Genomic DNA, 24,982 nt, shown 5'->3' on the forward strand with positions numbered 1-24,982 from the left:
GGGTGGGGGTGCTTCAGCATAGGGATTCTTCGTGTGGAGAGAGCCCCCACCCGCCGCGCTCTCCGAGCACGTCGGCCTCCCCCGCAAGCGGGAGAGGCGAACGGAGCAAGCCGATAAGCTTCTGAACGCCATATGCGGTGCCTAGCTCTACTTGTTACTCACCCCTTCACGAGCGCGCGATAGTCCAGCCTCCGGTGGAACCAGTATTGATAGCCGCTGATGTTCTTCTGCATCGCGACGTTGACAAAGGGCTGGTAGAGCGGGATGCGCGGGATGTCGGTGAAGGCGAGATCGACGAAGCCCTTCACGTCGGCATCGTAGGCGGCCTTGTCGCCGGCAGCGGCCGCGGTGCGAGCGCCGTCGATGAGCTTGTCCATCTCCGCCGACTTGTAGCTCATGGTGTTGAAGACGGAATTGTTGCCGTGATAGCACCAGTAGAAGAAGTATTCGGGGTAATCGAGCCAGCCCGAGAACACGTTGGTGAAGAGCGGCATCTCCTTCTTGTTCAACTCGGTGCGCCAGTTGGCGCCGGGCACCTTGTTGATGGTGGTCTTGATGCCGATCTGTGCGAGAGATTCCTGCACCAGCACGCAGAGCGGTTCGTTGACGCCTGCGAAATTCAGGTCGAACGAGATCGTGGTCTCGAAGCCGTTGGCATAACCCGCCTCAGCCAGCAGCGCCTTCGCCTTGTCCATGTCGGTGTTGAACTTGTGCGGCTGCGGCCAGGCGACTTCGGTCGGCTTGTCCTTGGGCGCCCCGAACATCGGGTTGGCGAGGCCGAACATCACGGCGTCCATGATCTTCTGGTAGGGCAGCGCGTAGGCGACGGCCTGGCGCACCTTCGGATTGTCGAAGGGGGGCTTGGTGACGTTCATGCCGATATACTGGATGCCGTTGGAGAACGGCAGCGACACCACGTTGAGCTTGCCGTTCGCCTTCATCTCCTGGAAGTCCTTGTTGGGCAGCTCGTAGGAGATGTCGGCGTCGCCGCGCTCCAGCAGTGCGCGGCGGTTGCCGGCCTGCGGCACCATGCGCCAGATCACGCGCTTGATCTTCGGCAGCGGACCACACGCCCAATCGTCGTTGCGCTCCATGATGACTTCGGTGCCGGCGGTCCACTTCGTCACCTTGTAGGCGCCGGAGCCCGCGGTTTGCTGTTTTGTAAACTCGAGGCCCCAGGGATCCTTCTCGCTCGCATTCTTCTTCACGAGCTCCGAGTTGACGATGCAGGGCACGATCACGGCGAGATCGGGGATCGTGAGCCTGTCCTTCTTCAGGAAGTCGACGCGCACGGTATAATCGTCGATCACGACGAACTGCTCGGGCTTGGTCAGCGAACCCGCGCTCATCTGGAAGGTCGGGAAGCCGCCGACGCTGACGGCGCGGTCGAGCGACCATTTCACGTCCTTGGCGGTGACGGGCGTGCCGTCGTGGAATTTGGCGTTCTTACGCAGCTTGAAGGTGACCGACATGTCGTCGATCTTGAAGTCCTCGGCGAGCTCGCCCTTGAACTTGTCGCGGTCGTAATAGGGCACGCCGCCGGGGCCGACCTTCATCTCGTGGCTGATCAGGCGGTCGTAGCAATTCCAGGACACTTCGTAGCCGGGCACGTTGGTGCCGATGCCGTGGATGTCGAGATTGTTCGGTCCGCCCTCCGAGACGATCAGCAGCGTCTCCGAGCGGGCGTCGGCATAGGCGGTGGAGATCACGGACGGCATCGCCGGAAGCGCCGCTCCGGCGGCCAATCCGGACACGGACTTGAGGAAATCGCGGCGCTTCATGAAATGGCTCCAACGCAAAAGGTTTTGGTTGGAACTGGATTCGCAAGGTTCGTGCCAAGGGTTAAAAAGCGCTTACGATCGATCTAAGTAACTGAATTAAAACAAAAATTTAGATTTTGACCTATGTGCGACCTTCGCCTCGGCTCTTCACGTTGCATACAAAGATGCGGATTTGCTCACTTTATAGGCGATGACCAACAGTCGCCCGCCTTCTAATCAGGGCCGTTGGCGCGATCAGGTGGCCCAGATCAGCTCCTGCAATTCGATGAGATCATCGGCCCTCTCCTGCCAGCCCTCGATGCAGATGTGGCTGTTGAGGTCGCTGGCGCGGTGCAGCAGCATCAGGGCCATCAGGCGGCGCTTGAGCGCGAAATCCGGCTTCGGATAGCCAAAGCCTTCGAGCAGGTTCTTCACCCTCCCCGGCCGGCCCGCCGCCATGAAGGCGCCGGGGCCGAGCAGGTCGTAGTCGCGCCATCCCGCCAGCACGTCGCCGAAGTCGAACAGGCCGGCGAGCGACCATTGGTCATCATCGCAGGCGAGCAGAAAATTCTCGGGAATGTATTCGCCGATCAGGATCACCGGCGGCGCGTCCATGGGGATCAGCTTTTCCGCATCGCGCAGGAGATCGTCGAGGCCGGCGAGGAATTTTGGCGCGAGGCCGAGACGGGTATGACGCGCGCGGCAGCCCCGCATCTGTCCGCGCATGAAATCGTCCCAGCGCGGCTCGATCTGCGCGAGCGGGCCGAGCGGCGCGCGCTGCACGGCGGCGATGGTCTCGCCGATCTGGCGCAGCACACGCTCCTTCTGCGCTTCCGGCAATGAGGGCCAGACCTCCGAGCCGAGCGCGCCTGATAGCCGCGTGATGACGAGATAGGGCCAGCCGTTATGCTCACCTTCCGCGACGATCTCCGGGATCGGCAGATCGAGACGGCCTTTGAGCTGCGCAAGCGAACCGCGCTCGGAGACGAACTGGGCGCGGAGCAGCGGCGGGAAGATCTTCAGGATCAGTTGTTCGCCAAGCCCGACCACGAGATTGGTGCCGGTTACAAACACATGCGGCGTGCTGGTATCGAGACCATGGCTGCGCGCGATGTCGAGCGCGATCGGCAGCCATTGTGAGGGAGCGGCGCGAAAGCCGCGAAAGCTTTCGGCGTCGGGGAGGTCCGGCAACCCCTGCAATGGAGCGGAGATCATTTGGGATAGCTCAACGATATGAGCGTCATTGATTCAGTGCGAACCGAGCAGGCGGTGCACCTCTCCCGCTTGCGGGGGAGGTCGGCGCGAAGCGCCGGGTGGGGGCTTTCTCCTCCAGGGGATTGTCCCATTGTGGAGAGAGCCCTCTCCCCAACCCCCCCCCCCGCAGGCGGGGGAGGGAGCGCACCGCCCGCGCGGCTGCAGCGGTGTTCAATCGCTCCACGCTACCGGTCCGGGCTGGCGCGCTCGAACTGGCGGAGCAGCTTGTTGCCGCGCTCGACGGCGGAATCGAGGGCTGATTGCGCGCTCTTGTGGCCGGCAAAAGCCTGCTCCAGTTCGTCCTCGATCGCGCCGCGGATCAGCACGAAGGAGCCGAGGCGGATGCCCTTCGAATTCTCCGTCGGCCGATGCAGCGTGATCTCCTCGAACGAGATCGCCGAGCCCGGATTGCGCTCGTAGAAGCCTTGCGCGCGCGTCAGCTCGGAGGCGGCGCGGGTGATCGGCAGATAGCCGGTGTTCTGGTGCCAGGCCGCCTGCACGCCGGGCTGCGACAGATAGGCGAAGAACCGCGCCACGCCCTTGTACTCCTCGCGCGGCCGGTCGCGCAGCACCCACAGCGTGGCGCCGCCGATGATCGAGTTCTGCGGCGCGTCCTTCACGTCGGGCCAGTACGGCATCATGCCGTAGCCGATCTCGAATTTCGAATTCGCCCTGATGTCGGCGCGCGTGGCCGAGGAACCGATGAAGATGCCGCATTCGCCGTTCTGGAAGCGCGGCTCGGCGGCCTGTCCGCGTCCGCCATAGTCGAACACCTTGGTCTTCTGCCATTCGGCGAGCTGGGCGACGTGGCGCACCAGGGTGGGATTGTTGATGGTCAATTCCGCATCCAGCCCGGCAAAGCCGTTCGCCCGGCTCGCCACCGGCAGATTGTGGAAGGCGGAGAAATTCTCGACATGGATCCATGAGGGCCAGGACGTGGTGAAGCCGCACGCAGCGCCGCGGTCGCGCAGGCGCTGTGCCGCGAGCCCCAGGGCCGGCCAGGTCTTCGGCGGCGCCTCCGGATCGAGGCCGGCGTCGCGGAACATGGTCTTGTTGTAGTAGAGGATCGGCGTCGAGGAATTGAACGGGAACGACAACAGATTGCCGGCCGCGTCGGTGTAATAGCCGGAGACCGCCGGCAAATAGTCGGCGAGCGAGAACGGCTCGCCCTGATCGCGCATCAAAGTGAACACCGGATAGATCGCGCCCTTGGCCGCGGTCATGGTGGCCGTGGCGACCTCGTTGACCTGGACGATGGCGGGCTGGCTGCGCGAACGGAACGCGAAGATCGCGGCGGTCACCGTCTCGGTGTAGTTGCCCTTGTAAGCGGGCACGATGCGGTAATCGGACTGCGAGGCGTTGAAATCGGAGGCGAGCTTTTCGAGCTGCCGGCCGAGCTCGCCGGACATCGCGTGCCACAGCGCGATGTCGGTCGCGGCGCCCGCAGGGACAGCCCATGAGAAAGCCGATGAGAAGGCCGCGAGGGCGGCGACGATTCGTAGAACGCGCAAGGCTGGCATTGCGATGGCTCTTCCCACGCCGCGGTCGACAAGGCGGCCGCCCTGCTTAAGGCGCGGCATAGCCGGTTTCAACCGTGAATGAACGACGGCCGCGCCGCACAATCGATCCCAGCCCCCGCGGCGGGATGGTCTTCCCCCGACCATCTGCTAGATTGCATTGAACCTTTTGCCCCCGCCATAGACTCCACCACTGAGGGGTTGAGTGTGCCAGTGCTAAACCGTGCCGAACTCTCGCGGACCGGGGTAATCTTCGTCGCGCTTTTGCTCGCCGCAGTCTCGATGGGCATGCGGGCGACGGGCGCCGTTGCGCGCGAATTTCGCGCAGCCGATACCCAGACCGAGGATTACCCGACCGTCCAGGCGCTGCGCTACATGGGCGCCCTGATCGCCGAGCGCACCCAGGGCCGTCACGAGATCAAGGTGTTCCACTCCCGTCAGCTCGGCGAGGAAAAGGAGACCATCGAGCAGACCCGGGTCGGCGCGATCGACCTCAACCGGACCAATGTGGCGCTGATCGGCAACTTCGTTCCCGCGATGAACGTGCTCGCCATGCCGTTCCTGTTCCGGTCCATCGAGCACATGCAGAAGGTGCTGGACGGGCCTGTCGGCAGCGAGATCCTTGATAGTTTCGAGCCCTACGGCTTCGTCGGGCTCGCCTTTTACGATTCCGGCGCGCGCTCGATCTACAACGGTGTCCGCCCGGTGAAGAGCATCGCGGATCTCAAGGGATTGCGGATCCGGGTGCAGCAGTCGGAGTTGATGAGCCAGATGATCCGCGCGCTCGGAGCCGAGCCGGTCGAGATGCCCTATGGGCAGGTGCTGACCGGGCTCGCCAATCATCTGGTCGACGGCGCCGAGAACAATTGGCCATCCTTCGTGACGACGGACCATTACAAGCATGCCGGCCACTACACGCTGACCGAGCACACGATGAGCCCCGAGGTGCTGGTGATCTCGCTGAAGGCCTGGCAGAGCCTGTCGCCGGACGACCAGAAGATCTTCCGCGAGGCCGCGCAGCGCTCCAGCCGGTTCATGCGCGAGAAATGGCGCGACCTCGAGGAGCAGTCGCAACGCAAGGCAGAGGAGGCCGGCGTCACCATCATCAGGGACATCGACCGCAAGCCGTTCGAGGACGCGATGGCGGCGATCTATGCCAAGGCCGGGCGCGATCCCGCGGCGGCCGCGCTGATCGAACGCATTCGCAAGGTGGAGTGAGCCGCGTTGGCTGCACTTGGACATCACGAGCACGCGGAGCGGCCGGCCGGCCCGATCGGTCGGCTGCGCGCGCGTCTCGTCGGCGTGTTGCGGGCGGTGCCGATCCGCTGGCGCATCCTGTCGATCGCCGCGCTGAACTCCGCCGTGGTCGTGGTGCTGGTCGCCATGATCTGGAACGGCGCGCAGGTGCTGGGCTCGGCCTGGGACGACGTCCGCCAGGTGCGCGAATCCGACCGCATCCTGGCGCTGCTCGAAAGCGAGACCGGACGCCTGCACAATCTGATCCACCGCTACATCAACCAGCCGAGCCCGGACCTGTTCGCCGAGATCCTGCTGCTGCGCGAGGCGGTGCTGGGCACGCTGAGTAACCGCGCCGCCAAGGACCCGATGCTGTCAGGGTCGGTCGAGGAGCTGGAGCGCACCACCGACCGCTTCCTCAACGGCTTCGGCGAGCTGCGCAGTGTGCAGGCCACCATCGCCAAGACCTATGAGGAGCAGGTGCAGGGTCCGGCCCGGGACATGGCTGGCCTCTATTCCATCATCGAAGGCGCCACCGGCCATCGCGACGCGCTGATCTGGCCCTCGCTCGGCAAATCCCGCGAGGCCTTCACCGCGATGCTGGTGGCCGCCAATTCCTATTATCTGTCGCTGTCGACGGGCGCGGCCGATGACGCCCGCCGCAACACCGAGACGATCGAGAAGACCATCCCCGTGATGATCGATCTCGCCGACAACGATCTCCAGCGCATGGCGCTGCAGCGGCTCGGGGCCCGCACCGCCGCGCTGCGCGAGGGCTTTGCAAAACTCTCCGAGCAGCTCGCGAGCCGCACCGAGCTGCTGCGCAACACCATCGACGCCAGCCAGGCCGAGGCGATCGGCGCCATCGACGACCTCTCGACCATGATGCGCCAGCGCGAGCAGAAGGCGCAGGAGACGTTCGACCGCACGCTGGCGGATATCTCACGGCGGGTGCTGTCGATCGCGGTGATCTTCCTCGGCATCATCCTCACCGCCGGCGTGATGATCGCGCTGTCGATCCGGCTGCCGCTGCAGCAGATCATGACCGCGATGCGCGCGATCACGCTCGGCGATCTCGACCGCGAGGTGCAGGGCACCAAGGCGCGCGACGAGGTCGGGGCGATGGCGCGCGCGGTGGAGGTGTTCCGCGAGAACGCGATCGCCAAGCGCCAGACCGAGGACGAGCTGCGCGCCTCCAAGGAGAAGGCCGAAAGCGCGCTGCTCGAGCTCAATACCGCGCAGCAGAATCTGATCGACGCCGAACGGCTGGCGGCGCTCGGCGGCCTCGTCGCCGGCGTCGCCCACGAGGTCAACAACCCGATCGGCATCAGCCTGACCGTTGCCTCCAGCTTCGCCCGCCGCACCGAGATCTTCGAGGCCCAGCTCAAGGGCGAGGGCGGCTTGCGCCGCTCGCAGTTGGAGGAGTTCGTGCAGTCCTCGCGCGATGCCTCGCAGCAGCTGGTCGCCAACCTGCAGCGCGCCGGCGAGCTGATCCAGTCGTTCAAGCAGGTCGCGGTCGACCGCTCCCATGCCGAGCGGCGGCAATTCTCGCTCAGCGAGGCCACCGACCAGATCATTGCAAGCCTCAGGCCGGTCCTGAAGCGCTCGCCGATCACGCTCGCGGTCGACGTGCCCGAGGGCCTGCTGCTCGACGGCTATCCGGGCTCCTATGGCCAGATCCTGACCAACCTCTTCCTCAACGCCGCCAACCACGCCTTCGCCGACGGGCGCGCCGGCACGATCACGATCTCGGCGCGGCCGCGCGGGGCGGATGACATCGAGCTCAGCTTCACCGACGACGGGGCCGGCATGACCCCGGACGTGCAGCGCCAGGCCTTTGACCCTTTCTTTACCACCCGGCGCAATGAAGGCGGCACGGGACTTGGCCTGCATATCGTCTATAACCTCGTCACCCAGCAGCTCGGCGGCCGCATGATGCTGGAATCCAAGCTGGGACAAGGCACTACTTTTCGCATTATCATGCCCCGCATCGCCAAGGGCGGCGCGCAAAGCACAGAAAGCGACGGGACTTCTCAATGGCCGAACAGGACGATGTCCTCCACCTGATCGACGACACCGGTACCGCGTCGGAGGATAGCAACGCCCGGAAATGGAAGATCGCCGTCATAGACGACGATCCGGCGGTGCATGACGGCACCCGTTTTGCCCTCTCGGATTACAGCCTGAACGGCCAGAGCCTTGAGATCCTGTCGGCTTATTCCGCGGCGGAAGGCCGCAAGCTGATGGCCGAGCACGGCGACATCGCCGCGGTGCTGCTCGACGTCATCATGGAGACCGACGTCGCCGGCCTCGAGCTGGTCGAGTTCATCCGCAACGAGATCAAGAACGAGACCGTGCGCATCATCCTGCGCACCGGCCAGCCCGGCCAAGCGCCCGAGCGGCGCGTGATCGTGCAGTACGACATCAACGACTACAAGGCCAAGACCGAGCTCACCGCCGACAAGCTGTTCACCTCGCTGACGGCGGCGCTGCGCTCCTATCAGCAGCTCGAGCGCATGGTGCAGACAAGGCGCGGGCTCGAGATCATCATCGATGCGGCGTCGACGCTGTACGACTTCAAGTCGATGCAGCGGCTCGCCGAGGGCGTGCTGACCCAGCTCGCTTCGCTGCTCAACGTCGACTGCGCCGGCATCCTGGTCCTGCGCGACAATGGCGGCATCGACCCCGAGCTCTCGGTGCTCGCCGGCAGCGGCTGCTACAGCCGCTTCATCGGCACCACGACGTCGAAGGCGCTCGACCCCGATCTGCGCGAGATGGTGGAGGCGGCGTTCCAGCGCCGCAAGAACGAGTTCGCCGACCATCGCAGCGTGATCTATCTGCGCACCGGATCCGGCCGCGAGGTCGTGGTGCTCTTGCAGGCCGAGCGCGAATTGTCCGAGACCGACCGCTCGCTGGTCGAGATCTTCTCCTCCCGGCTCTCGATCGCCTTCGACAACGTCATCCTCTACCAGCAGCTGCAGGACGCCAACACCCAGCTTGAGGACCGCGTCGCCCAGCGCACCCGCGCATTGATGCAGGCCAATCGCCGCCTCTCCGCGCAATGGCTGCGGCTGCAGCGCGCCAATGGTTTCAAGAACGAGATTTTGGGCACCGTCGCCCACGATCTGAAGAACCCGCTCGGCGTCATCCTCGGCCGCACCGAGATGCTGAAGGAGCTGATCTCGACCGGCGCCTCGGAAAGCGGCGTGGTCGCCCAGGTCGATCACATCCGCGATGCGACGAAGCGGCTGACCACGATGGTCGACCACCTGATCTCGGACGCGATGGCCGACGCCTTCGACATCACCATCCGCCGCGAGCCGGTCGACGTCGCCGCTTTGGTCAAGGAGGTCGCCGAGGCCAACCAGCCGCTGGCCGTCAACAAGCAGCAGGCGATCAGCGTCATCGCACCGGCCAACATCGTCACCATGTGCGACACCGACCGCATCCGCGAAGCCATCGACAATCTCATCAGCAACGCCATCAAATATTCGCCGATCGGCGGCAAGATCGACGTCGCCGTCAGCCATGAGGGCGGCGACACCATCGTCCGCGTCAGCGACGAGGGCGCCGGCCTGTCGCCGGAGGATCTCGGCCGCCTGTTCGGCCGGTTCCAGCGGCTGTCGGCCAAGCCGACCGCCGGCGAGAGCTCGACGGGGCTTGGCCTCTCCATCGTCAAGCGCATCATCGACATGCACGGCGGCGAGGTGACCGCCGACAGCGACGGGCCCGGCAAGGGCTCGACCTTCACCATCACCCTCCCCGCGACCGAAATGCCGTGATCAAGAGACCATGACCCAAAGCCAGCACATCATGATCGTCGACGACGAAGCCCCGGCCCGGGAGATGGTCGGCGATTATCTCAAGATGCACGGCTTCACCGTGACGCTGTGCGACGGCGGCAAGAGCTTGCGCGCCGCGATCCAGGGCAGCATGCCCGATCTCGTCGTACTCGACCTCAACATGCCCGAGGAGGACGGCCTCTCGATCATCCGCGACCTCAAGAGCCGCATCAACGTGCCGGTCATCATGCTCACGGCGACCGCGAGCCCGATCGACCGCGTCGTCGGCCTCGAGCTCGGCGCCGACGATTACGTGGCAAAGCCGTGCGAGCTGCGCGAGCTGATGGCGCGCATCCGCTCGGTGCTGCGCCGGAGCGCGCCGGCCAAGGCCGCCGCGCCCGAGGCGGCGGCGAAGTCCGACAAGGAGCAGCTGGTACGCTTCGGGACCAAGTGGCTCGATCTCGAAGCCCAGGCCTTGCGCGACGACGAGGGCAACGAGCATCCGCTGACCGCATCCGAATTCGGGCTGTTGAAAGTGTTCGCGGCCAATCCCAAGCGCGTGCTGTCGCGCGAGCGCCTGTTGGAATTGGCCAATGCGCGCGACGCCGAAGCCTTCGACCGCGCCGTCGACCTGCGCATCATGCGCATCCGCCGCAAGATCGAGCCCGACCCGGCCAAGCCGGCCGTGATCCGCACCATCCGCGGCGGCGGCTATCTGTTCTCGCCGCAGGGCGAGAAGGCGTAGAGGGCGGGCGGCGGAGCGCGGTGCCGTAGCCCGGATGGAGCGTCGCGGAGCGCCCATCTGGAACGACATCGGTGGGTGCAGCGCGACTGAACGCAAGACCCGGAAATACGTTCCCGACTGCTCAGGGCCGCCAAATCCCACCCCCCGTATTTTCCGTACATTGAAATTCCACGACTTTTTGCCCCGAATGTTTCGTCGCGCCCCCTTCGACGAAACAATTTGGCGGCGCACGAAACCATTTTCCGCTTTTCGTGCAGACGTCCCGAAACGTTGGCTCATTAACACTTTGGTCCAAGGAAACGCCGTTCGGTTGCGGCGCTACGGGGAGCCAAGTCCATGCGGAACGTCATCGCCATCAACGCCCAAGCCAGCCAGAGCATCATTGCCGCTCAGGCGACCTCGGACGACATGCTCCTCGAAAGCATTGCCGACGGTAACCGGACGGCCATGCACATTCTTTACTGCCGGCACAATGTGCGGGTGTATCGCTTCATCCTGCGCATCGTGCGCGACGCCACCGCGGCGGAAGACCTGGTCAGCCAGGTGTTTCTGGACGTGTGGCGGACCGCCGGCCAGTTCCAGGGCCGCTCGCAGGTCTCGACCTGGCTGCTCTCGATCGCCCGCTTCAAGGCCCTGACCGCGATGCGCCAGCGCCGCTTCGAGGACATCGACCAGGAGGACGTGCGCCAGATTCCTGATGGCAACGACACGCCCGAGACCTCGCTCGACCGCAGCGACACCAGCGCCATCCTGCGCGCCTGTGTGCAGAAGCTGTCGCCCGCGCATCGCGAGATCATCAACCTTGTCTACTACCACGAGAAGTCGGTGGAGGAGGTCGGGCAGATCATCGGCATCCCCCAGAGCACCGTGAAGACGCGGATGTTCTACGCCCGCAAGCAATTGGCCGAATTGCTTAAAGGCGCCGGCGTCGAGCGTTTCGCCGCCTGAGGCCAACGATTTCAAAGGGTTGGGGCCCGCCAGGCGGCCCCGCCCCGGGACACGGAAGTGTTACCGCCGACGAAACAATTGAAACAAAGCACAACATCAGGCGGAAAAACTTCCTCCCTATAAAGCTCACATACGGTTTTGCTTAAACCTCCCAAGGACCTCCAGCGACCCGGACGGGATGCCCCCCTCCGGGTCGTTTTGTGTTTGGGGGTCGCAGACGCTGGAAGCCACGGCTGCTTCCGCATCGTCATGGCCGAGATTCGACCCCCGTCACGAAGGCGTGACGGTGCGTAACGACCACCCCACCGCGCCCGAACTGCCCTCGTGATCTTCCTCGCGAGTGCGCCATGCTCGAACTGCTCTTCGCTCTCCTTGCCGGCATCCTGACCATCGCCGCGCCTTGCACGCTGCCGATGCTGCCGATCCTGCTCGGCGCCTCGATCGGGCGCGACGGTCGGCTGCGCCCCCTGATGATCGCGCTCGGCTTCGTCGTCTCGTTCTCGGCGGTCGCGCTGCTGCTCGGCGCACTGACGCGGCTGTTCGATTTCGATCCGAACGTGCTGCGCGAGGCCGCCGCGATCCTGCTGCTCGGCTTTGGCCTGTTGATGCTATGGCCGGCGCCGTTCGAATGGCTGTCGATCCGGCTCAATGGCTGGCTCGATCTCGGCAGCGCAGGCGGCGCGCCACGCGAGGGCGCGCTCGGCGGGCTGATCCTCGGCACCACGCTGGGCCTGGTCTGGACGCCCTGCGCCGGCCCGGTGCTCGGCTCGATCCTGACACTGGTTGCGACCTCGAAGAATCTGGCCTGGGCCGGCACGCTGCTGATCGCCTATGCGATCGGCGCGGCGATCCCGATGCTGGCGATCGCCTATGGCGGACAGGCCGCGACCACCCGCGTGCGCAGCCTTTCGCGGATCACCCCACGCCTGCAGCAGGGCTTTGGAATCGTCGTGATCGCCTTCGCCCTCGCCGCCTATTTCCAATACGACACGCTGATCGTGGCGTGGCTCACCGGCTTCTACCCGACCGGCCAGATCGGCCTGTAATCCCTCATCTTCACCGGAGGACTCGCCCATGACGTTCAAACTGCTCGCCGTCTCAGCTGCACTTGTCGGCCTCACTGCCACCGGCGCCGTCATCCCCGGCTTCTGCGACGAAGCCGCGCCCGCCGTGCCGATCACCGTCGCCGCAGCAAGCCAACAGGCGGCGCCCGACTTCGCCGGCATCAACAACTGGTTCAACTCCAAGCCGCTGAGCATGGCCGACCTCCGCGGCAAGGTCGTGCTGGTCGACTTCTGGACCTATGGCTGCGTCAACTGCGTCAACACGCTGCCGCACGTCACCGAGCTCTATGCGAAGTACCGGGACAAGGGCCTCGTCGTGGTCGGCGTGCACACGCCGGAATTCCCGTTCGAGCGCTCGGCCTCCAACGTGCAGGCCGCGCTGAAGCGCCACGGCATCACCTATCCGGTGGCGCAGGACAATGATTCCAAGACCTGGAACGCCTACCGCAACCAATATTGGCCGGCGCAATACATCATCGACCAGAACGGCAAGATCGTGTTCCAGCACGCCGGCGAAGGCCGCTATGACGAGATCGACCGCACCGTGGCCAAGCTGCTGAACGCCAGCAGCTGATGCCGCACGGACGCCGCGCGGCGGGTTTCGGTTGTCGCCCTTGTTGCTTGACTCCACGGACCCGTCCGTGGAGGTTCGCGGCATCGGAATCAGCCGCCCGCGATGGACGACACAACGACCGCTCCCGACATCCGCCTTCGTGAAGGCTCTTCGATCGCGCAGCGGCTGGTCGTAGCCGGCTTCGCGGCAGCCGTTGCGCTGTGCTTCACGCCGGGCCTGTTCACGCACGACACCCTGGAAATCATCATATCGGTGGTGGCGCTGCTCATCGGGGCGGGATTCGTCGTCGGCATCATGATCGCGCCGGCGGTGGTGTGGATCATCACGGCGAACGAGATCCTGATCGGGCGGCAAAGTCCGTTCGGCAGGCTGCGCACGCGGGTCGTCGCGAAAGACGACATCACGGCGTTGCAGGTTCCCGGCAGCAAGCGGGTGAAGGCGCGCTTTCAACTCGTGTTCACGCTGGCCTCGGGAGAGCGCTTGACGTCGCCGCCGATCTCCGACGTCACGCATGTGCGCGACACCGTGGCCCGGATCGCGGCGCAGTTCGAGGTTCCCAATGTCGAGGAGCCCGTCAATCCGCTCGATGCCAGCAATCCGGAGATGCATCTCGGCGAGCCGCTGGAGGCGTTTCCCACGCGGGACATCAGGATCGTCTCGCTGATCGTCGTCACTCTGTCCGCCGTGCCCTACGCCTATAAGCTCTGGCGCGGATGGCCGCCCAGCCATGTCGACATCCTGCTGCTGCCGCTCGGCGTGCTCGCGGCGTTCGCCGTGCATCGCTATGCCAACCTCCTCACCGGCGCGCTCTGGATCATCCGCGAGCGCGACATCCGCGTCGAACGGCTGTGGGGCGACGGCACGCCGCGCGCCGACCACATCGCAGGACCCGACGTGAAGACCATCACGGTCGAGCGCCGCGGCCGGTCCGAGGACGAGCATTGCATCGTCGTGATTCGACTGCATTCGGGGCGAAGGTTTCGCAGCCCGCGGATCGGCTCGCGGGTGGAGGCGCGCGCGGTGGGGGCGGAGATCGTGCGGCGGCTGGGGATCGCGGCGGAGAGCAACAAGATCTGACTGGCTTCCGATGACGATGGTCGATGTAAACATCAACGCGGGCTCGGTCTGAGCCTCTCCCGCTTGCGGGAGAGGTCGCGCGGGTGAGGGTTCTTTCCTCTGGGGGAGAATCCCGTTGCGGAGACACCCTCTCCCCGGCCCTCCCCCGCAAGCGGGGGAGGGAGCGCAGCCCCGTTGCCGCCGCGACCTAAGCTTTTCGCGCCATCCCCTGTTTGTGGCATTGCCCGGCACCGTTAAAAAACCATAGGCATTCTCGTGACATATCAGGGCGGCGCGCCATCAACTTGCCATGAACCTGCCCCTCAGGTTTGATGCTTCTGAATGATTTGCGCTGTGGCAGCGGGGAGAGCTTGAGATGACGGATTTTCGTCGCCTGACCGGGATGTTCATGGCTGCGGTGGGGCTCATTCTGTCCACGCCCTCCGCCTTCGCCCAGCAGCCTGACCGCGGCGACGAGCCGGGCCTGGTCGCCGACGACGGCTACCAGCTCGAGCCGGAATGGCAGAAGCAGGTCGTCTATTTCCGCACCACCGAGGCGCCGGGCACGATCATCGTATCGACCGCCGAACGGCATCTCTATCTGGTGCAGCCGGGCGGGCGAGCGATCCGCTACGGCATCGGCGTCGGCCGCGACGGCTTTCAGTGGCAGGGCCTCGTGACCATCACGAACAAGAAGGAGTGGCCGGACTGGACGCCGCCGCCGGAGATGATCCAGCGCCAGCCCTATCTGCCGCGCTTCATGGCCGGCGGCCCCGGCAATCCGCTGGGCGCCCGCGCCATGTATCTCGGCACCACCGTGTACCGCATCCACGGCACCAACCGCCCCGACACGATAGGCACCAAGGTGTCCTCAGGCTGCTTCCGTCTCGTCAACAACGACGTCGCCGATCTCTACGACCGCGTGCCTGTCGGCACCAAGGTCGTCATCCGTCAGAAGCCTGAACTGTAAGGCTATCGTTGGAGCATGATCCCCGGGGATCATGCTCTGCGCCCTCCTCCCAATTCCTTTTCCCGATTTTTCGAGAGAGCAACATGATGCGCACTTTTCGAGGCGGCCTGCTGATCGGGCTCGCGGTCGCCGTGCTGGTCGCCGTTCTGGCCATCATCTACGAATTCTACGACACCCGCACCCTGAAGCGCACCGTGCGCCGCGGCGAGGTGCTGTGCGGCGTCAACAAGGGCCTGCCGGGCTTCTCGATCCCCGACGACAAGGGCAACTGGACCGGGTTTGACGTCGATTTCTGCCGGGCGGTGGCCTCGGCGATCTTCAACGATCCCGGCAAGGCCAAGTTCGTTCCGCTCGACGCCAACGAGCGCTTCAAGGAATTGCAGAGCCGGAAAGTCGACATCCTCTCGCGCAACTCGACCTGGAGCATGGCGCGCGAGCTCGACTATGACCTCTATTTCCCGGCCGTGGCCTATTACGACGGCGTCGGCTTCATGCTGCCTCGCGCTCGCAACAAGGAAACCTCGCTGGACCTCGCGGACAGCAAGGTCTGCGTGCAGAGCGGAACAACAACGGCACTCAACGTCTCCGACTACTTCCGTGCCAACAACATGAAGTATGAGGAGGTCAAGCTCGACAATCTCAACGACGTCGTGAAGGCCTACGACAGCGGCAAGTGCGACACGCTCTCGGCCGACGTCTCGCAGCTCTACGCGCTCAGGCTGAACCTGACCAAGCCCGGCGACCACATGATCCTGCCGGACATGATCTCCAAGGAGCCGCTCGCTCCGGTCGTGCGCCAGCGCGACGACGACTGGATGATGATCGTGAAGTGGACGCTCTACGCGATGATCAACGCGGAGGAATTAGGGGTGACCTCGGAGAACATCGACGAAGCCCTGAAGTCGAAGAAGCCGGAAGTAATGCGCCTCGTCGGCACCGAGGGCAATTACGGCGAGCAGCTCGGCCTCACCAAGGACTGGGTCGTCCGCATCATCCGCCACGTCGGCAATTACGGCGAGATGTACGAGCGCAATATCGGCGAGAAGTCGAAGCTGAAGATTCCGCGCGGCATGAACCAGCTGTGGAACGCCGGCGGCGTGCAGTACGCACCGCCGATGAGGTAAGGCGGCGATCCAGCCGCGTCATGCGAGCGTAGCGAAGCAATCCAGACTGCCTCCGCAGAAAGATTCTGGATTGCTTCGTCGCAAGCGCTCCTCGCAATGACGGGGCGCGAGCTTCCATCCTCGCGAAGGCCTGTAGCCCGGATGGAGCGTAGCGAAATCCGGGGCAGTCTCGCGGACAGAATCCCGGATTTCGCTTCGCTCCATCCGGGCTACAGGTTCCCGATCAATACCCCCGCGCCCGTGCGAGCTGCTCGGTGTGGTAATTGGCATCGCCGAACAGCTCCTCGCAGACCCTGGCGCGCTTCATGAAGAAGCCGATGTCGAACTGGTCGGTCATGCCCATGCCGCCGTGCATCTGCACGCCTTCCTGCACCGCGCGCGTGGCGGTGGTGCCGGCCTTCGCCTTGGCGACCGCGACGGCTGAGGCCGCCTTCGCGACATCGGCGTCCAGCGCTTGCAGCGCCTTCATGGTGGCGGCGCGGGTGATCTCGATGTCGACATAGAGCTCGGCGGCGCGGTGCTGCAGCGCCTGGAATTCGCCGATCAGCTTGCCGAACTGCTTCCTGTTCTTGAGGTACTCGACGGTGCGGTTGAAGACCTCCTCGCTGAGCCCGACCATCTCGGCGGCGACCGCGCCGCGGCCGATGTCGAGCACGCCTTCGAGCAGGCCGGCCGCCTGATCGACTTCGCCGAGCACGCTGTCGGCGGTGACCTCGACATTGGAAAGCTCGATCCGCGCCGCATTGTGCGCGTCGACCATGATGGTACGCTCGACCGCAACGCCCTTGGCCTTGGGGTTGACCAGGAACAGCGTCAGGCCGTCCCGCTCGCCGGCAGCGCCGGACGTGCGCGCGGCGACGATCAGGAGATCGGCGACGTGGCCGTCGACCACCAGCGCCTTGGCGCCGGAAAGTTTAAAACCGTTGCCGGCGCGCACGGCCTGCAGGCTGGTCTGCAGCGGACGATGTTTTGCGCCCTCGTCGATCGCGAGCGTGGCGAGCAGCGAGCCGTTCGAAATCTTCGGCAAATATTCCGATTTCTGCGCGGCACTGCCGCCGCGGGTCAGCGCCGAGGCCGCGACCACCGAGGTCGCGAGGAAGGGCGACGGCATCAAGGTGCGGCCGATCTCCTCCATCACGATTCCGGCTTCCATGACGCCGAGGCCGCTGCCGCCGAATTCTTCCGGCACCAGCAGGCCCGCAAAGCCCATCTCGGCGAAGGAATGCCAGAGCTCCTTGGAGAAGCCGGTGGGGTCCTTGCTGTCGCGCAGATGCCGCAGGTGCGACACCGGCGCCTTGTCGCTGATCAGCCCGCGCGCGCTATCGCGGAGCATCGATTGTTCTTCGGTGAGGACGAGGGCCATGGTGCTTAAGTCTCTAATATCGCGTGACGCATATTGTTGGTGTCATTCCGGGGCGATGCGCAGCATCGAACCCGGAATCTCGAGGTTCCGGGGTCGATCCTTCGGACCGCCCCGGAGCGACGGAAAGGCTCACGCCCCCGGCAAATCCAGGATGCGCTTGGCGACGATGCCGAGCATCACCTCCGTCGTGCCGCCCTCGATCGAGTTGGCCTTGGTGCGCAGCCAGGCGCGCGGACGAGCGCCCTGCCTGGAGCGCTCGCTCTCCCATTCCAGCGCATCGACGCCGCCGGCCGACATCAGGATCTCGTAGCGGCGCTTGTTGAGCTCGGTGCCGTAATATTTCATCGCCGAGGAAAACGCCGGATGCGCCTGCCCCGCCTTGGCGAGATCGACCGCGCGCTCGGCGCAGGCCGCGAGTGCGGCTTCATCGACGTCGAAGGTGGCAATCTTTCCGCGCAGCATGGCATCGTCGAGCTTGCCCTGCGTATCGGTGCCGACGGAATCCGCCGCGATCTGGCCGAGCGGACGGCCGACGCCGCGCTCGCCCATGCCTGAGATCATCGCGCGCTCGTGCTGCAGCAGATATTTGGCGACGTCCCAGCCGCGGTTGACGGTGCCGACCACATGCGACTTCGGCACGCGGACGCCGTCGAAGAAGGTCTCGCAGAACGGAGAACAGCCGGAAATCAGAAGGATCGGCTTGGTCGTCACGCCCTTCGAGGTCATGTCGAACAGGATGAAGCTGATGCCGTCGTGCTTCTTCGCCGTAGGATCGGTGCGGACGAGGCAGAAGATCCAGTCGGCGTAATTGGCGTAGGAGGTCCAGATCTTCGAGCCCGTGATGACGAAATCGTCGCCGTCGCTCTCGGCGCGGGTCTGCAGCGAAGCCAGATCGGAGCCGGCATTCGGCTCGGAATAGCCTTGGCACCAGCGGATTTCGCCGGCCGCGATCTTCGGCAGATGCTCCTTCTTCTGGGCCTCATTGCCGTATTTCAAGAGCGCCGGCCCGAGCATCCAGATGCCGAAGCTCGACAGCGGCGGACGCGCGCCGATTTTCGCCATCTCGGCGCGCAGCACCTTGTGCTCGGCCGCGCTCAAGCCGCCGCCGCCATACTCCTTCGGCCAATCAGGCACGGTCCAGCCCTTGTCGCGCATGCGCTCGAACCAGATGCGCTGCGGCTCGGAGGAGAATTTTGCGTTGCGCCCGCCCCAGAACACGTCGGCATCCGAGGTCGCGGGCTTGCGCATCTCCGGCGGGCAATTGGCCTCCAGCCAGGCGCGCGTCTCGCTGCGGAAGGTTTCGAGCTCGGTGGAGTCAGTGTCACTCATGGTCGTTTCCATCAATCAAATCGACTTGTTGGGCACGACTCTGGGCCAAGCTCCTGCGGAATTCAACCACTTCCGCGCGCCCGCATTCCGCTATAGTCGCGGCCAAGACGGTGCTTGAAAACAAAGAGGAAACGACGATGCGCCTGAAACTTCTTTCGCCTGGCGAAATGAACGAGAGCCAGCGCCAGACCTATGACGAGTCGATTGCCGGCAAACGCGGCAAGCCGCCGGCGCCGATGATGGCCTGGCTGAACAGTCCCGACATGGCCCGCCACGCCACGCGGCTCGGCGAGGTCTTGCGCTACGACACGATCTTTCCGGCAAAACTCTCGGAGATCGCGATCCTGGTGACAGCGCGGCACTGGACCGCGCATTACGAATGGTACGCCCATAAGCGCCTCGCGCTCGCGGGCGGCATGGCCCCTGAAATCATCGACGCCATCCGCGATCGCCGCACGCCCGAGTTCGACGACCCCAAGGGGAAGATGATCTACGATCTCGCGAAATCGCTGCACGAGGGTCACGGCGTCGAGAAGGGCCTCTATGATGAAGCGGTGAAGCTGCTCGGCGAGCGCGGCGTGGTCGAGGTGATCGGCCTGTGCGGCTATTACACGATGGTGTCGATGACGCTGAACACCTTCGAGTTCGAGCTGCCCGAGGGCGAGGTGAAAGAGCTGGCTTGATTGCCTATCCTGATGCGCAATTGCGCATCAGGAAACGCTGGGTTTCAGGATAGGCCAATAGCAGTGTCCCGAGGTCCACCCTATGTGGAGTGCATCAACGGAGCATTCACATGTCGCAAAGCCCAGCCGTCGTCGCCGGCACCAGGATCGGCCACGTTCACCTCAAGGTCGCCGATCTCGATCGTGCGCTCGGCTTCTATTGCGGCGTGCTCGGCTTCGAGCTGATGCAGAAGATGGGATCCGGTGCGGCCTTCATCTCGGCCGGCGGCTATCACCACCACATCGGGCTCAACACCTGGGAGAGCAAGGGCGGCTCGCCGCCGCCGCCGGGAACGACCGGGCTCTATCACACCGCGATCCTCTATCCGACGCGGCCAGCGCTGGCCGATGCGCTGCACCGGGTGCTCGCGGCCGGCATCGCGCTGGACGGCGCCAGCGACCACGGCGTCAGCGAGGCGCTGTATTTGCGAGATCCGGATGAGAACGGCGTCGAGCTGTATTGGGACAAGCCGAGGGAGCAATGGCCGTTCGGAGCGGACGGCAGGCTTGCGATGTTCACCAAGCGGCTGGACGTGGAGGGGTTGTTGGCGGCGCGGGAGGCCTGATGCCGTAGGGCGGATTAGCGAAGCGTAATCCGCCGCGCTCCAGCACATGCGAAACGAAGTTGGCGGATTACGCTTTCGCTAATCCGCCCTACTGGACCTGCTTTCCCCGCACCATGATCAACGCCGCGGCCGCCAGCTCCAGCGCGATGCAGAGATAGAACGGCAGCGCATAGCCACCGGACCAGTCGCGCAAGGCGCCGACCACGCCGGGGCCGAACGCATACGTCACCTGGTTGATCGCGGTGTTCAGGCTGATCAGCACGCCGAACGCGGCGCTGTCGAACTCCTGTTGCACGATCAGCGACGGCAGCGTGATGAGATTGCCGACCGAGAAGCCGAACAATGCGCAGGCCGCGATCAGCACGTAATCATTGTGCAGGTTGATGACGACCAGAAGCGCCGCGGCCTGGCTGAGGAACGACAGCGCCGAGGCGAGGCGCTGGTTGAGACGGTCGATCACCAGCGAGAACAGCACGCGGCCGACCACCGCCATCGCGGTCAGCACCGCGACCGCCACCGCGGCGCGCTCGCGGCCGATCACGGGATCGAGGAACGAGATCAGGTGCACGATGAAGCCGACCTGCGCGAACAGCACGAGCGCGAATGCAATCGTCACCGAGAGGAAGCCGACGTCACGCAGCGCCCAGGCGCGGATCTGCGCCGATGATTGCACCTTCGTCTTCGTCGCCGCGTGCCGGCCGTGGGACGCGGGCGGCCGGCCGACGACGAGCAGGATCACCGGCAGAAGCAGCACCAGCATGGCGCCGGCCGCGGCGTACATCGCGCTGGCGAAGCCGACATGACCGATCAGGGTGACCAGCAGCGGCACGCCGACGATGCCGCCGAAGCTGGCGCCGTTGAGCGCGAGGCTGATCGCCATGCCGCGCTTACGGTCGAACCACAGGCTGATCGTGTTGGTGATCATGGCGAGGCTGGTGCCGGCCCAGCCGAAGGCGAGCACGGCATCGGCGAGATAAAGCTGCCACGGCTCGCGCACCGCGCCGATCGCGACGCTCGCTGCCGCCATCGCCAGCGTGCCGGCGACTAGGCTGAAGCGCGGACCATATTTTCGCACGGCTTCGCCGACGAAGACGACGAGCAGCGCGCCGAACAGATAGAAGAACGTCGTCCCGGAGGAGATCAGCGTGGTCGGCCAGCCCCGCGCGCGCTGCAGCTCGGCGACATAGACGCTCTGGCCGTAGAAACCGAGCCCCCAGCCGAAGGTCGCGAGCAGGAAGCAGACCGCGACGATGCGCCAGCCTTCGTAACGGAGGGAGGATTCGTCGATGGGCGCGGCGGTGTGGGGATTGTCGAGCATTTGCGCCGGTCTTTCATTCCCCCGCGAGCGCCGTGCTTTCGCGCTCGCTGTTCATGACAAGCATCACGTAACAACCGAGCGTCCGAAAATCACTTCGACGGCGATCGAACTGTCAACGCTGCTGACAACCTCCTGCCAGCTCACACCGCGTCCGGGAACTCGCCCATCGCGGTCTCCAGCCGCGCCCTGCGGCGGCGGGCCCAGGAGACCAACGAGAGCACGACGAGACCGAGAATCACCGGCGGGAACACCACCAGGTTCACCGCCGACCAGCCGTAGCTGGCGAGCAGCTGCCCGGAGGAGAATGAGCCGATCGCCATCATGCCGAACACCAGGAAGTCGTTGAAGGCCTGCACCTTGTTGCGCTCCTGCGCGCGGTGGGTCTCCAGCACCAGCGCGGAGGCGCCGATGAAGGAGAAATTCCAGCCCACGCCCAGCACGACCAGCGTCGCCCAGAAATGCATCGCCGTGAGGCCGGAGAGTCCGATGCCGGCAGCACCGGCTTCCAGCAGCAGGCCGGCGGCCACGACCTTTGGCGCGCCGAAGCGGGCGATCAGCGTGCCCGTGAAGAAGCTCGGCCCGTACATGGCGACGATGTGCCATTGAATGCCGAAATTGGAATCGGACACGGACAGGCCGCACATCTTCATGGCGAGCGGCGCCGAGGTCATCACCAGGTTCATCATGGGATAAGAGATGACGCCGCACAGCGCCGCGGCGATGAAGCGGGGCTGGGTCACGATGGTGAGCAATGGCCGGCCGCCATGCAGATCGGCCGGCGCGGGCTTCGGGATATCGACGCCGGCGACGATGCCCATCGCGACAAGCGCCACAGCGGCCTGCACCAGGAAGCTGAAGGCGAACAGATAAGGCTGCCAGACATCCATGGTCCATTGCACGAGCTGCGGACCGAGCACGCCGGCGAATACGCCGCCCGCCATCACCCAGGACACCGCCTTGGGCCGGTAGGCCGCGCTGGCGCCGTCGGCGGCGGCGAAGCGATAGGATTGTGCGACGGAGCCGTAGAGGCCGCCGAGGAAGGTCGCGAGGCAGAACAGCGCGAACGAGCCGTGCAGGATCGCGAACGAGCCGAGCAGCCCGGTCAGCGCGCCGAGGCCCGTGCCGATGACGAAGGCCACGCGGCGGCCGAAACGGCGCGAGATCGCGCCGGTCGGCAGCGTGCCTGCTGCGAGTCCCAGCACGTACATCGACAGCGGCACGGTCGCGAGCGACATGTCGGGTGCCAGCGTCGCGCCGACGATCGAGCCGGTGGCGAAGATCACTGCCGAGTTGGCGCCGGTCAGCGCCTGTGCGGCGGCCAGGCGCACCACATTGGCGCGCGCGCGGGCGTCGTCGGCGATCTCGTGGGTTGAAGTCACGTCAAGCATCGGCTGTTCCGCCCAACGGGCTTGGTTGATTCCCGGGCACTATGGAGGGACGCAACTGGGCGGGCAACCGGCGCAAACGGGCGCAGGCCATGCCTGTGGCGCAATCGGCTGGATGATAGCGGGCCCGCGCGCTTGACGGCTTGCGCTCGATCAAATCCTATTCTCCGCGACTTCCAGGAGTTTCGCTCATGACCGTCGACGACAGGCCCACGCTCAACGCTCCCGACGACGATCCCTTCCTGTGGCTGGAGGAGATCGAGGGCAAGCAGGCGCTCGATTTCGTCGAGCGGCAGAACGAGCTGACGCTGCAGGCGTTCGGCGGCAAAGCCTACGAGCACGACCGCGATGTGCTCGCGGCGATCTACGATCGGCCGGACAACATTCCCTATGTCACCCGGCGCGGCAATGATCTGCACAATCTCTGGAAGGACGCCGTCAATCCGCGCGGCCTGTGGCGGCGGACGACGCTTGCGGAGTTTCGTAAGGCAACTCCTGCGTGGGAGACCATGCTGGACATCGACAAGCTCGCAGCGAGCGAGGGCGAGGACTGGCTGCTGAGCGGCATCGCCACGACGCCGGGAAGCTCGCGGGCCATTCTGAGCCTGTCGCGCGGCGGCAGCGACGCGGTGACATTGCGGGAATTCGACCTCGGGACGAAGAGCTTTGTGGCGAACGGCTTCACGCTGCCGGAGGCCAAGGGCGGCGTCGATTGGCTCGATGCCGACACGCTGCTGCTGTCGAGCGCCCATGGCGAGGGCATGGCGACGAGCTCGGGCTATGCGCGGACCGTGCGGCTGTGGCGGCGCGGCCAGCCTGTCGATCAGGCCGAGGTGATCATCGAGACCACCGCCGACCACATGGTGATCTATGGCAGCACTGACGACACCGGGCCCGAGCCGCGCGTGTGGATCGTCGACCAGATCGACTTCTTCAATGGCGCGATCTGGCTGCGCGATGCGGCCGGCAGCATGACGAAGCTCGATCTGCCGACCGGCGTCTGGATGCAGGCCCATGGCGACTGGTTCGCGATCAAGCTGCGCAAGGACTGGCAGGTCGAGGGACGGACCTACGCTACCGACACCGTGCTCGGCATCTCGCTCTCGGCGTTCCTTGCCGGCCGCCGCGATTTCGCGGTGCTGTTCGAGCCGGCGCCGCGGCGCGCTCTGCAGGGTCTGTTCTGGGCCGCGGGCAAGCTCGTGCTGTCGATCCTCGACGAGCTGCGCCCGCACTTCGAGATCTGCACGCCGTCGGCCGCCGGCTGGCGCCGCGAGACGCTTGCTGGCCTGCCCGAGATCGGCGTCGTCGACGTCTGGGCGCTCGATCGTCATCCCAGCGAGAGCAACGGCGATCTCCTCGCCAATGTGCAGGATCCGCTCACACCGCCCTCGCTGCTGCTGCTCGAACGCGGTGTCGTCAGCCCGACCGTGCTGAAGCAGGCGCCGAAGACCTTCACCGCCGACGGGCTCGTGGTGACGCAGCACGAAGCAATATCGATCGACGGCGAACGGATTCCCTATGTGCAGACCGGCCCGGCCAAGGAGACCGGCGATGCGCCGGTCTATATGAGCGCCTATGGCGGCTTCGCGCTTGCGGTGAAGCCGTATTACAATTCCTCGCTCGGCAAGCTGTGGCTGGAGCGCGGCGGTACGACGGTGCAGGCGAATTTGCGCGGCGGCGGCGAGTTCGGCACGCGCTGGCACGACGCCGGCCGGCTCGCCGGCAAGAAGCTCTCGCACGACGATTTCGCCGCGGTCGCCGCCGATCTCGTCCGCCGCGGCGTGACGCAGCCGAAGCGCATCGCAGCCCAAGGCGGCTCGAACGGCGGCATCCTCATCACCAACATGCTGGTGCGCTATCCCGAGCGCTTCGGCGCGCTGTTCTGCACCATCCCGCTGATCGACATGCGCCGCTACACCAAGCTGCTCGCGGGCGCGAGCTGGATCGCGGAATATGGCGACCCCGACAAGCCCGAAGAATGGGAGTGGCTGAAGACCTACTCGGCCTATCACAACGTGAAGGCCGACCAACCCTATCCGCCGATCCTGATCGCCACCACGCGGCGCGACGACCGCGTCCATCCCGGCCACGCGCGCAAGATGGCGGCGAAGCTGCAGGCGATGGGCTACGAGGCCTGGTTCTACGAGCCGGCCGCCGGCGGTCACGGCTACGGCAAGGACAACAAGGAGCGTGCGGGATTCGAGGTGCTAGGCTTCCGGTTCTTGAAGGAGAAAATCGGGTGGAGGGATGGTGAGGGCTGACGGCCGCT

20 protein-coding genes are annotated in these 24,982 nt (G+C 65.3%); 13 read left to right on the forward strand and 7 right to left on the reverse strand.

Annotated elements, in window-relative coordinates; translation table 11 throughout:
- Nucleotides 1-158: 158 nt before the first annotated feature.
- The 3 genes from ML401_RS33970 to ugpB all read right to left on the reverse strand — a co-directional run bounded on the left by ML401_RS33970 (nucleotide 159) and on the right by ugpB (nucleotide 4,534).
- The gene (locus ML401_RS33970) at nucleotides 159-1,781 is read right to left on the reverse strand and encodes an ABC transporter substrate-binding protein (protein WP_285808548.1); all 1,623 of its coding nucleotides are present in this window, start codon (nucleotides 1,779-1,781) and stop codon (nucleotides 159-161) included.
- A 234-nt stretch (nucleotides 1,782-2,015) separates the two neighbouring features.
- Nucleotides 2,016-2,975 (reverse strand): phosphotransferase, encoded by a 960-nt coding sequence (locus ML401_RS33975; RefSeq protein ID WP_285808550.1) that lies wholly within the window; start codon nucleotides 2,973-2,975, stop codon nucleotides 2,016-2,018.
- A 224-nt stretch (nucleotides 2,976-3,199) separates the two neighbouring features.
- Nucleotides 3,200-4,534 carry a sn-glycerol-3-phosphate ABC transporter substrate-binding protein UgpB gene (gene ugpB, locus ML401_RS33980; protein ID WP_212065039.1) on the reverse strand — a complete coding sequence of 445 codons (1,335 nt, stop codon included), beginning with the start codon at nucleotides 4,532-4,534 and terminating at the stop codon, nucleotides 3,200-3,202.
- A gap of 204 nt (nucleotides 4,535-4,738) precedes the next feature.
- Between ugpB and ML401_RS33985 the strand changes: the two genes are divergently transcribed.
- From ML401_RS33985 to ML401_RS34030, 10 genes are all read left to right on the forward strand, one after another.
- Complete coding sequence (locus ML401_RS33985) at nucleotides 4,739-5,749, forward strand: TRAP transporter substrate-binding protein (protein ID WP_211415502.1); 1,011 nt, start codon at nucleotides 4,739-4,741, stop codon at nucleotides 5,747-5,749.
- 6 nt (nucleotides 5,750-5,755) lie between these two features.
- Nucleotides 5,756-7,834: an ATP-binding protein gene (locus ML401_RS33990; protein WP_249156556.1), complete on the forward strand. Its 2,079-nt coding sequence runs from the start codon at nucleotides 5,756-5,758 to the stop codon at nucleotides 7,832-7,834.
- Entirely contained in the window at nucleotides 7,804-9,549 is a 1,746-nt protein-coding gene (locus tag ML401_RS33995; protein ID WP_194404931.1) for a DUF3369 domain-containing protein, read from the forward strand. Before ML401_RS33990 ends, ML401_RS33995 begins: the two co-directional genes overlap by 31 nt.
- Before the next feature lie 10 nt (nucleotides 9,550-9,559).
- The gene (locus ML401_RS34000) at nucleotides 9,560-10,294 is read left to right on the forward strand and encodes a response regulator (RefSeq protein WP_285808556.1); all 735 of its coding nucleotides are present in this window, start codon (nucleotides 9,560-9,562) and stop codon (nucleotides 10,292-10,294) included.
- Nucleotides 10,295-10,630: 336 nt separating this feature from the next.
- Nucleotides 10,631-11,242: a sigma-70 family RNA polymerase sigma factor gene (locus ML401_RS34005; RefSeq protein WP_194404933.1), complete on the forward strand. Its 612-nt coding sequence runs from the start codon at nucleotides 10,631-10,633 to the stop codon at nucleotides 11,240-11,242.
- Between the two features lie 347 nt (nucleotides 11,243-11,589).
- Complete coding sequence (locus ML401_RS34010; RefSeq protein ID WP_194404934.1) at nucleotides 11,590-12,288, forward strand: cytochrome c biogenesis CcdA family protein; 699 nt, start codon at nucleotides 11,590-11,592, stop codon at nucleotides 12,286-12,288.
- Between the two features lie 28 nt (nucleotides 12,289-12,316).
- Nucleotides 12,317-12,880: a thioredoxin family protein gene (locus ML401_RS34015; protein ID WP_285808558.1), complete on the forward strand. Its 564-nt coding sequence runs from the start codon at nucleotides 12,317-12,319 to the stop codon at nucleotides 12,878-12,880.
- A gap of 102 nt (nucleotides 12,881-12,982) precedes the next feature.
- Nucleotides 12,983-13,957 carry a hypothetical protein gene (locus tag ML401_RS34020; RefSeq protein ID WP_285808559.1) on the forward strand — a complete coding sequence of 325 codons (975 nt, stop codon included), beginning with the start codon at nucleotides 12,983-12,985 and terminating at the stop codon, nucleotides 13,955-13,957.
- Nucleotides 13,958-14,312: 355 nt separating this feature from the next.
- The gene (locus ML401_RS34025) at nucleotides 14,313-14,906 is read left to right on the forward strand and encodes a L,D-transpeptidase (RefSeq protein ID WP_211415499.1); all 594 of its coding nucleotides are present in this window, start codon (nucleotides 14,313-14,315) and stop codon (nucleotides 14,904-14,906) included.
- Nucleotides 14,907-14,992: 86 nt separating this feature from the next.
- On the forward strand, nucleotides 14,993-16,030 hold the full coding sequence (locus ML401_RS34030) for an amino acid ABC transporter substrate-binding protein (protein ID WP_194408492.1): 1,038 nt from the start codon (nucleotides 14,993-14,995) through the stop codon (nucleotides 16,028-16,030).
- A 223-nt stretch (nucleotides 16,031-16,253) separates the two neighbouring features.
- Here ML401_RS34030 and ML401_RS34035 read toward each other — a convergent pair whose 3' ends face one another.
- A complete protein-coding gene (locus ML401_RS34035; RefSeq protein WP_259218014.1) occupies nucleotides 16,254-17,393 on the reverse strand; it encodes an acyl-CoA dehydrogenase family protein in 1,140 nt (379 codons plus the stop codon).
- A gap of 129 nt (nucleotides 17,394-17,522) precedes the next feature.
- On the reverse strand, nucleotides 17,523-18,722 hold the full coding sequence (locus tag ML401_RS34040) for an acyl-CoA dehydrogenase family protein (RefSeq protein ID WP_285808566.1): 1,200 nt from the start codon (nucleotides 18,720-18,722) through the stop codon (nucleotides 17,523-17,525).
- A gap of 137 nt (nucleotides 18,723-18,859) precedes the next feature.
- Between ML401_RS34040 and ML401_RS34045 the strand changes: the two genes are divergently transcribed.
- Both ML401_RS34045 and ML401_RS34050 read left to right on the forward strand, forming a co-directional pair.
- Entirely contained in the window at nucleotides 18,860-19,405 is a 546-nt protein-coding gene (locus tag ML401_RS34045) for a carboxymuconolactone decarboxylase family protein (RefSeq protein ID WP_285808567.1), read from the forward strand.
- Nucleotides 19,406-19,515: 110 nt separating this feature from the next.
- Complete coding sequence (locus ML401_RS34050; RefSeq protein ID WP_285808569.1) at nucleotides 19,516-20,010, forward strand: VOC family protein; 495 nt, start codon at nucleotides 19,516-19,518, stop codon at nucleotides 20,008-20,010.
- A gap of 88 nt (nucleotides 20,011-20,098) precedes the next feature.
- Here the strand turns inward: ML401_RS34050 and ML401_RS34055 are convergent, their stop codons facing one another.
- Both ML401_RS34055 and ML401_RS34060 read right to left on the reverse strand, forming a co-directional pair.
- A complete protein-coding gene (locus ML401_RS34055) occupies nucleotides 20,099-21,328 on the reverse strand; it encodes an MFS transporter (protein ID WP_285808571.1) in 1,230 nt (409 codons plus the stop codon).
- A 140-nt stretch (nucleotides 21,329-21,468) separates the two neighbouring features.
- On the reverse strand, nucleotides 21,469-22,716 hold the full coding sequence (locus ML401_RS34060) for an MFS transporter (protein ID WP_212065029.1): 1,248 nt from the start codon (nucleotides 22,714-22,716) through the stop codon (nucleotides 21,469-21,471).
- A 188-nt stretch (nucleotides 22,717-22,904) separates the two neighbouring features.
- On the opposite strand from ML401_RS34060, the gene ML401_RS34065 reads away from it, so the two are divergent.
- Entirely contained in the window at nucleotides 22,905-24,974 is a 2,070-nt protein-coding gene (locus ML401_RS34065) for a prolyl oligopeptidase family protein (RefSeq protein WP_285808573.1), read from the forward strand.
- The last annotated feature ends 8 nt before the right edge of the window (nucleotides 24,975-24,982 follow it).

This window comes from Bradyrhizobium sp. 62B, assembly GCF_030272265.2.
In the GTDB taxonomy this organism is placed as follows: Bacteria; Pseudomonadota; Alphaproteobacteria; order Rhizobiales; family Xanthobacteraceae; genus Bradyrhizobium.

Excerpts from the sequence above, each read along its gene's own strand:
- ML401_RS33970 (WP_285808548.1), bottom strand. The coding sequence starts at position 1,781 with ATGAAGCGCCGCGATTTCCTCAAGTCCGTGTCCGGATTGGCCGCCGGA.
- ML401_RS33975 (WP_285808550.1), bottom strand. The coding sequence starts at position 2,975 with ATGATCTCCGCTCCATTGCAGGGGTTGCCGGACCTCCCCGACGCCGAA.
- ugpB (WP_212065039.1), bottom strand. The coding sequence starts at position 4,534 with ATGCCAGCCTTGCGCGTTCTACGAATCGTCGCCGCCCTCGCGGCCTTC.
- ML401_RS33995 (WP_194404931.1), top strand. The coding sequence starts at position 7,804 with ATGGCCGAACAGGACGATGTCCTCCACCTGATCGACGACACCGGTACC.
- ML401_RS34000 (WP_285808556.1), top strand. The coding sequence starts at position 9,560 with ATGACCCAAAGCCAGCACATCATGATCGTCGACGACGAAGCCCCGGCC.
- ML401_RS34005 (WP_194404933.1), top strand. The coding sequence starts at position 10,631 with ATGCGGAACGTCATCGCCATCAACGCCCAAGCCAGCCAGAGCATCATT.
- ML401_RS34010 (WP_194404934.1), top strand. The coding sequence starts at position 11,590 with ATGCTCGAACTGCTCTTCGCTCTCCTTGCCGGCATCCTGACCATCGCC.
- ML401_RS34015 (WP_285808558.1), top strand. The coding sequence starts at position 12,317 with ATGACGTTCAAACTGCTCGCCGTCTCAGCTGCACTTGTCGGCCTCACT.
- ML401_RS34020 (WP_285808559.1), top strand. The coding sequence starts at position 12,983 with ATGGACGACACAACGACCGCTCCCGACATCCGCCTTCGTGAAGGCTCT.
- ML401_RS34025 (WP_211415499.1), top strand. The coding sequence starts at position 14,313 with ATGACGGATTTTCGTCGCCTGACCGGGATGTTCATGGCTGCGGTGGGG.
- ML401_RS34030 (WP_194408492.1), top strand. The coding sequence starts at position 14,993 with ATGCGCACTTTTCGAGGCGGCCTGCTGATCGGGCTCGCGGTCGCCGTG.
- ML401_RS34035 (WP_259218014.1), bottom strand. The coding sequence starts at position 17,393 with ATGGCCCTCGTCCTCACCGAAGAACAATCGATGCTCCGCGATAGCGCG.
- ML401_RS34040 (WP_285808566.1), bottom strand. The coding sequence starts at position 18,722 with ATGAGTGACACTGACTCCACCGAGCTCGAAACCTTCCGCAGCGAGACG.
- ML401_RS34045 (WP_285808567.1), top strand. The coding sequence starts at position 18,860 with ATGCGCCTGAAACTTCTTTCGCCTGGCGAAATGAACGAGAGCCAGCGC.
- ML401_RS34050 (WP_285808569.1), top strand. The coding sequence starts at position 19,516 with ATGTCGCAAAGCCCAGCCGTCGTCGCCGGCACCAGGATCGGCCACGTT.
- ML401_RS34055 (WP_285808571.1), bottom strand. The coding sequence starts at position 21,328 with ATGCTCGACAATCCCCACACCGCCGCGCCCATCGACGAATCCTCCCTC.
- ML401_RS34060 (WP_212065029.1), bottom strand. The coding sequence starts at position 22,716 with ATGCTTGACGTGACTTCAACCCACGAGATCGCCGACGACGCCCGCGCG.
- ML401_RS34065 (WP_285808573.1), top strand. The coding sequence starts at position 22,905 with ATGACCGTCGACGACAGGCCCACGCTCAACGCTCCCGACGACGATCCC.